The organism is Streptomyces sp. NPDC046122, from assembly GCF_056429965.1.
This window is the reverse complement of record NZ_JBWKLQ010000038.1, coordinates 1-7055: the sequence shown is the minus strand read 5'-3', so window position 1 is coordinate 7055 and position 7055 is coordinate 1. Positions and strand designations below refer to the sequence as shown.

5 protein-coding genes, 1 tRNA gene and 2 pseudogenes are annotated in these 7055 nt (G+C 67.9%); 2 read left to right on the top strand and 6 right to left on the bottom strand.

Going from position 1 to position 7055, the window contains the following annotated elements:
- Window positions 1-346: 346 nt before the first annotated feature.
- Window positions 347-1534, top strand: a complete 1188-nt coding sequence (locus tag AC07FK_RS33920; RefSeq protein WP_479108749.1) for a serine hydrolase domain-containing protein — start codon at window positions 347-349, stop codon at window positions 1532-1534.
- Window positions 1535-1914: 380 nt separating this feature from the next.
- Here AC07FK_RS33920 and AC07FK_RS33915 read toward each other — a convergent pair.
- Window positions 1915-2289 (bottom strand): annotated as a pseudogene (locus tag AC07FK_RS33915) (transposase); the annotation flags it as partial.
- A 177-nt stretch (window positions 2290-2466) separates the two neighbouring features.
- Here AC07FK_RS33915 and AC07FK_RS33910 point away from each other — a divergent pair.
- Window positions 2467-2640: a hypothetical protein gene (locus tag AC07FK_RS33910; RefSeq protein WP_479108748.1), complete on the top strand. Its 174-nt coding sequence runs from the start codon at window positions 2467-2469 to the stop codon at window positions 2638-2640.
- A 90-nt stretch (window positions 2641-2730) separates the two neighbouring features.
- Here the strand turns inward: AC07FK_RS33910 and AC07FK_RS33905 are convergent, their stop codons facing one another.
- The 5 genes and pseudogenes from AC07FK_RS33905 to AC07FK_RS33885 form a co-directional block, all read right to left on the bottom strand.
- Complete coding sequence (locus AC07FK_RS33905; protein WP_479108747.1) at window positions 2731-4194, bottom strand: oxygenase MpaB family protein; 1464 nt, start codon at window positions 4192-4194, stop codon at window positions 2731-2733.
- Entirely contained in the window at window positions 4191-4985 is a 795-nt protein-coding gene (uppS, locus tag AC07FK_RS33900) for a polyprenyl diphosphate synthase (protein WP_479108746.1), read from the bottom strand. The genes AC07FK_RS33905 and uppS overlap by 4 nt, the downstream gene beginning before the upstream one ends.
- A 395-nt stretch (window positions 4986-5380) precedes the next feature.
- Window positions 5381-5454 (bottom strand) — tRNA-Met (locus tag AC07FK_RS33895).
- 147 nt (window positions 5455-5601) lie between these two features.
- Window positions 5602-6138: pseudogene (locus AC07FK_RS33890) on the bottom strand (helix-turn-helix domain-containing protein); the annotation flags it as partial.
- A gap of 276 nt (window positions 6139-6414) precedes the next feature.
- Complete coding sequence (locus AC07FK_RS33885; RefSeq protein WP_479108745.1) at window positions 6415-6951, bottom strand: hypothetical protein; 537 nt, start codon at window positions 6949-6951, stop codon at window positions 6415-6417.
- Window positions 6952-7055 lie beyond the last annotated feature (104 nt).

Genomic DNA, 7055 nt, shown 5'->3' with positions numbered 1-7055 from the left:
GCTACGAACGCAAGCCCGACCACTTCCTCGCCTTCGTCGGCATAGCCGCAGCCCTCATCTGCCACCGTCGCCTCACCAACTGAAACGGCGTCTTACTAGGGCATCAAGGGCAATCTGTTTACTTCAAACGACCTCTGAGTGCGTGTTTCTCATCCCATGGTTCGTAACGGGCCTGATGGGGGCTCGTCCGGGTGCCCTGGCGGTGCCGGTTGGGGTTGAGAACCGTCACACAGCGCCCGGCAGGTCAGCGTCAGACTGGTGACGGCCCGCACCGGGGGTTATCCCCCGTTCTGTTCTTGGGGTGCGCCGGATCGTCCCCCCGTTGGGGCGAAACTAGCGTTCGGCCATGACCTCGACTCTGCGAAAGCACCTCGCCATGGCAATCGGTATCGCTACGCTGCTCGCCGCAGAGGCGGGCACGGCCGTCGCCCAGCCTGCCGGTCCCTCCCTCGTTGAGCAGTTACGCCAGGACACCGAGGCGATCCACGCCCTCGGTGTCAGCGGTGTGCAGGCCCGCGTCGTTGGGCCTGACGGTCGGCACTCGGTCGCCACCAGCGGTACCGCCGACCTGACCACCGGTCGCCCGGTCTCTTCCGGCGGCTACTTCCGCATGGCCAGCACGTCCAAGACGCTGGTCGCCACCGTGGTCCTCCAATTGGAGGCCGAGGGCAGGCTGTCCCTGGACGACACGGTCGACCACTGGCTGCCAGGAGTGGTGCAGGGGAACGGCAACGACGGCACTCGAATCACCATCCGCCAACTCCTCCAGCACACCAGCGGCATCCGCGACAACCTGCCCGGATACACCACGCCGGAGGAGTACTACCAGCAGCGCCACAACGTCTACGAACCCAAGCAACTGGTCGACCTCGCCATGGCCCATGAGCCGGAGGATTTCCTGCCAGGCAAGGGCTGGGCGTACTCCAACACCGGCTACGTCCTGCTCGACATGATCATCAAGAAGGCCACCGGTCAGCCCGCCCACCAAGAGATCGAAACCCGCATCCTGCGCCCGCTCGGCCTCAACCAGACTCGGTGGATGGGCACCTCGCCCGCCCTGCCCCGGCCCCACGCCCAGGCCTACCAACTCTTCGGTCCCGGTTCCCGGGTGGATGTCACCGACCAGATACCGGTGGACTACGAGAACCTTTCGTGGGTCACGACCACACGGGACGAGAACCGCTTCTTCCGCGCGCTGCTCGACGGCCGCCTACTGCCGGCACGGCAGCTGGCCAAGATGAAGCAGACCGTCCCCGTGAGCGCAGAGGCCCAAAAGCTGTGGCCCGACGGCCGATACGGACTCGGCCTGGTCGAACGCCCCCTGAGCTGTGGAGGAACCTATTGGAGCCACGAGGGAGGGGACGGCGGCTACATCACCATCAACGGCGTCACCGACGACGGCAGGCGAAGCGCCGTGGTCTCCATGTCTGAGGCACGCGGCGACACCCTTCAGCACATAATGGAGCAGGAGAACGTGGCCAGCGCCCTGATCGACCACGCACTGTGCGCCGGGGGTCGCACCAGCTCCCGGTGAGCGGCCGCGTTGTCGCGGTGAGCTCGGCGCGACGTTTGCTGGCAGGCTCTGACGGCCGCGCCACGGGGTCGGACAGGAAGGACCTGCCCGACCCCGCAGGTCAGCCGATCAGGCTGTGCAGCCCTACCGTGCAGCCCGCGGCAGCGAGGACACCGGCGAGGACCGCCTTAGGGTAGGACTTTTCGGCGAAGAAGGTCATCACGCCGATGCCGATGCCGACGCCGACGGCTATGAACAGGATCAGCGCGGTGCGCTGCGACAGGAGCGCCGGTTTCCCAGCGGCAACCGATTCGGGCGTGCCGGGTGGAGCAGTGTGCGGATGCGGGGGAGTACTGGTCCCGAGACGTCGGGATTCTCCTAGGGCCTGTGTGATGTCGTGATCACGCGGTGGTCCTGAGGAGGTCGTCGATCCAGATCATGGAGGCTCGGAGGTGGAGGCCGGCGAGGTAGCTTTCGGGCGACTTGTCGTAGCGGGTGGCGATGCCTCGCCAGGCTTTCAGCTTGTTGATCAGGCGTTCGACGGTGTTCCGTTCCTTGTAGAGGTCGGCGTCGTGGCTGATGGACCGGCCGCCTCGTGAGCCCTTCTTCTTGCGGTTTGCGGCCTGGTCCTTCTTCTCCGGGATGACTGCTTTGATGTTGCGTTTTCGCAGGTAGCGGCGGTTTCCGCGCGATGAGTAGGCCTTATCGCCGGCGACTGCGCCGGGTCTGGTGCGGGGACGGCCGACCGGCAGACGGATTCGCACCTTCAGAACCACGCGGTGCAGTCGGCGCCACACGCCGGATGCGGTCCAGATGGAGAATCTCTGGTGGGCCGTCGCTAGCGACACGCCGAATAACGGGGCCCGATCCGTGAGCGTCAACCTCCGGGTTCGGAAACCTTGTGAGCACGCAGCACTGCCCCACAGAACTTGTGCCCGTCGACGCGCACGTCCATGACCCGTCCGGCGCCTATGTCGGCGAGCTCCTCATGGACGGACCGCGGAGCCACGCTCCCGGCCCTGGAGTTCGCCTGGGCCACCGACGAGATGCCCGCGGTCCCGGCCGTCCTGACGGCTGCGCCCGCTCTCAGCGCCTATGGCCCCGCAGAGGACGAGATCGCCACGTGAGACACCGTCTGAGCGGAGAAAGGCTGAAACGCAGCCGTCAGTAGCCCGGATCATGCCGCGACACCGCGTGGATCAGTGCCGCAACGTACGTCAGGCGTCGGCGAGGAGGGGGTCGTACGGGGTGCTCGTGCGGCGGCCGGACATGAAGGAGAGGAAGTCACCTACGAAGGCGCTTCGGCGGTAGGTGCCGTCGCTGGTGGTGAGGTCGCGCTGGAAGGCGGTGCGGAAGAGGGTGCGGTACTCGTCGGCGTCGATGGTTCCGCTGTGGTCCTTGTCGGTGGCGTCGAAGAGGACCTCGGCGACGCGGATGAGGGCGGGGCCGGCGAGGGAGGGGACGGCGGCGGCGTACTCCTCGGCGCTGACACGGCCGTCGCCGTCGGTGTCGAGGGCGGCCTGGAGCTCGCGCCACCAGGCGGCGAAGGCGTCGTAGAGGCGGGTCTCCTCGGGTTCGTCCAGGTCGAGGCGAGTGGCCAGTTCGCGGGCCATGGCGGCGAGGTCAGGCCAGTCGAGGTGCCCGTCGCCGGTCTGGTCCAGCACCTTGCGGAAAAACTCCTCTGCCGAGCGTCGCCCTTCTGTCGTGCCCGCCGAGGGTGCCGGATCCGTGTCGGGGTCGCCGCTCAGCGGTGTGAGGAGGCGGAGCAGGGCCGATGCCCGCTTCATGCGGGAGCTCAGGGCGGCCACGGTCCGGGCGCGGGGGTCGTCGCTGTCGGGCGAGAGGGAAAGGGCTTCGATGATGCTTTCGGCGTTGATCCAGCCCTCGGGCAGGAAGCGGGCCAGGCCTGCGGCGAGGTAGGCGCCTTGCATGAGGGTCGGGGCTCCGGGCATCTCCGGCAGGCCGGCCCGGCGACGGTACGGCTCGGGGAGCGAGGCGACGGTGATCGCACCGAGAAGGGGTCCGGCGACGGCCCGGCCGGCCGCCCACAGCGTCGGCGCGCCATCGAGCAGCGCCGGGGCGGGCAGGTGATCGAAGAGCCGGTAGAGGATGACGCGGGCCGCCTCGGTGTTCTCCAGCTCGTTCTCGACGACCCGGTCGAAATACCGCCAGAAGTCGTGGACATCGACGGGGAGTTCCGCGGCGTCGCCGTCGAGCGCGGCGAGGAACGCGCGGTACTCGGCGTACATCCGCTCCATGGTGTCCTGGTCGAGCGGCTGGCCGCTCAGCCGGCACATGGTGACGGCGCTCTCGAAGAGGGTGGCGACCACCCAGGCCCGGGTCGCGCGGTCCATCGCGTCGTACGCGCGGCCGCGTGAGTCGGAGCCGCTCATGCGGGCGTGCAGCCGGTTCAGCCGGGCCGCCTCCCGCTCGCGTTCCGCCGGGTCGGTGCCGAACATGCGCCGCATGCTGAGGAAGGTGTTGCGCAGCCGACGCCAGGGGTGGGCGACGAAAGTCGAGTTGTCGACGAGAGCGGCGCCGATCTGCGGGTGAGCGGCCTCCAGCACGGTGGCCCGGATCATGGCCAGTGCCCAGCGCGGGTCGTCGAAGAAGGTACTGAACTGCGATTCCGGGCCGAACAGGGGAGCCTCGTCGGCCGTTCGGGTGGTTCCGGTGGTCATGCTGGGTCTCCGTTCGTCCGGGGCGGCACGCCGCCGAAACGGCGGTCGCGGCGCCGGTAGGCGTGCAGGCAGGCGAGGAAGTCAGGAGCCCGGAAGTCCGGCCAGAGCACCTCGGGGAAGACCCACTCGGCGTAGGCGACGTGCCAGAGCATGAAGTTGGAGATGCGTTGCTCGCCGGAGGTGCGGATGACCAGGTCCACGTCGGGGGTGTCGGGAAACGGCAGATGATCCGCGAAGAGCTGTTCGGTCACCTCCTCGGCGGGCGTCCCGCTGCGGATCAGCGACCTCGCGGCCTCGACGATGTCCCGGCGCCCGCCGTGGTCGAAGGCGACGGTCAGCGTCATTCCCCGGTTCTCGGCGGTCAGCGTCGCCAGGTCGTCGAAGTCCCGGGCCAGTTCACGAGGGATGCGCGGGTCGGCGACCCCGAGGAAGCGGCAGCGGATGCCGCGGGCGAGCAACAGCGGCGCGTGCTTACGCACGACCTGGCGAACGAGGCGCATCAGGTAGTCGACCTCGCTGCCCGGCCGGTTCCAGTTCTCGGTGGAGAAGGCGTACAGGCTGAGCCACTCGACGCCGGCACCCCGGGCCGCCTCGATGACGTCGATGACGGTGGTCTCCGCAGCCCGGTGGCCCGCCGTGCGTGGCAGCGAACGCCGCTGCGCCCAACGGCCGTTGCCGTCCATCACACAGGCCACGTGCCGGGGCACCGCACGCGCTGCCCCGTCGTCCCGCCGCTGCCTGCCGGGCCCGTCGGCGCCCGGTCGCCCGCCCGGCAGATCCTCCGTCGCCACGCGTGCACGCGGGACGTCGCGGTCCCTCACGCCCGGCCCTGTCCCGTCCGGAGCGGCACGACCGGTCGTACCGCGCTCGGTCAAGCCCATCCTGATTCGCCGCCCCCGCCTGGCCCACGCCCCACCGGCGCGTTTCCTTCCGGGAGTCTGACAGCGCGAAAGGGCCCCGAACCGGCCAAACAGGTGACCGTCACCCTTGGCACGTACGTCCAAGCCCCTCGTACCGGCACCGGATGAGAGTGCACTGCACCGTGCGAGAGGGACGCCATCGACGATGGCATCCACGCTGGGGTACCTTGCCGCGTTTCTGGCTAAGCGAAGCGTGACACGGCGCCGCCCGCGCCGAGCTACAGAAGAAGGGCCCGGATCCTGGGGATCCGGGCCCTTCTTTTCAGTAGCGGGGACAGGATTTGAACCTGCGACCTCTGGGTTATGAGCCCAGCGAGCTACCGAGCTGCTCCACCCCGCGTCGGTGAACCCCACCCTACGCCACCGCCAAGCCACAGCCTGACCAGCTTTGACTTGCCCGGTGCCCGGTGACGAACCTCAGTGACGACCACGTGAAGGCCCATTTCAGCCGTCGAAGGCGGCTGTCAGGAGGGCGGTCCCGAAGCGACTCGTCGCTGAGCGCGTTCAGGTGCTCCAGCTGCCCGCGCATGATGTCGGGAGAGCCGACGACACGGCGCAGGGCCGTCTCGTCCAGGACGACCCACAGACGCAGCGGGCATGCCGGGGTGTAGATCCGGTGCTGGCGGCGCAGCCGCACCTTCAGGCGTGCGGCCGCCTGCTCGGCCGTGGGCAGGGGGATCGTTGCCTCGATGACCGCGGCCGCGCAGGCGGGGGTCTGCAACAGGTCGGGGATCACCAGGGGGCATAGGTGTGGAGCGAGGCGGCGTCCGTCTCCAGCCCGATGTAGACGCTGTTCGGGAGGTCGCCGTAACGGTTCCACCAGCCTGGCCGGCCGGATTCCCTGGCCATCTCCATCATCGAGTCGATGACCTGCGGGTCCGTCCTCCAGGTGACTGATCTTCGGCTGGGAGACCATGAGCCGCTCGGCCACCTCGGTGCTCTTCAGCCACCTGGCCTGACGGAGCCGACGCAGCTCCGCCCCCAAGCGGCGTCTCCCCACGGTTGGATTGTTGCTGGCCACCACGGGCGGGCTACCTCCGGCCTCACGTCATCGTCCTGGACCGAAGATTGCCACGGGAAGGGACTTGTTGATCACCTGCCATGCCGCCCTGTTCGTCGGGTAGCGAAGCGGACGGTGACGGTGTCATGTGCCTCGCAGCAGGGACCGTCAGGCGCTCTATGCGGAGGGATCAGGAACAGGGACTGAGCCTGACGTTGAACCTCGGTGCGACAGTTCCACGACGGGCAGTCAGTATCAAGGTCAAGCCGGAGCACACTCTCGAGCCTGGATCCGGCAAGGTCACGGACCCGCGTTGCCCTCAAAAGCGCCCAGGTTGATCAGGCTTACTCGGTCGTCCCAGGCGTCCCACCGCACATGTTTTCGCGCGCCCCAGTAGTAGTTGTCGTAGCCCAGGAGGTCGCCGTATGCCTCGTCTTCCTGCGCCCTGTCGGGTGTGCCGAACACGGCCAGGAGATCCTCGTACGAGGTCAGGTGGGCGAAATGGGAAAGATGAGGTCCGTAGATCGCGAAGCCGACGACGACTCCGGCCCGAATCTTGTAGGTGAGCTTGTTGGCGCAGTACAAGAACCCATCTGACCGGGCAGCGTGGTCGATGACCTCCTCGAGAGTCAGCCGCCGCCCGTCGGCGTCGTAGTACTCGCTGTCGATGTTGGTCCCGCCGCAGTACTGGGCGACCACGGAGGACTGGGCCTGGGTGATGATCCGGCGTGGAATGCTGGTGGCTGGTGCTCCCAGCGCCGTGCCGCCCATCTCGATGGTCGTGAGGTCGAGGTGTGGTCGGGACAGCACGTCCAGGTTCTCGAGGATCTCGATCATCGTCAGAGTCTAGTGTCCTGCGCCAGAAATGATGAGACTAAGTCTGTCTCAGGTTTCAGTGGTCGGTGGGTTGATTTTGGTGAGGTAGTCGGCGAGGGAACTGA

What these genes read in the sequence shown, in the direction of transcription:
- AC07FK_RS33920 (WP_479108749.1), top strand. Translation starts at nt 347, where the DNA reads ATGACCTCGACTCTGCGAAAGCACCTCGCCATGGCAATCGGTATCGCT.
- AC07FK_RS33910 (WP_479108748.1), top strand. Translation starts at nt 2,467, where the DNA reads ATGACCCGTCCGGCGCCTATGTCGGCGAGCTCCTCATGGACGGACCGC.
- AC07FK_RS33905 (WP_479108747.1), bottom strand. Translation starts at nt 4,194, where the DNA reads ATGACCACCGGAACCACCCGAACGGCCGACGAGGCTCCCCTGTTCGGC.
- AC07FK_RS33885 (WP_479108745.1), bottom strand. Translation starts at nt 6,951, where the DNA reads ATGATCGAGATCCTCGAGAACCTGGACGTGCTGTCCCGACCACACCTC.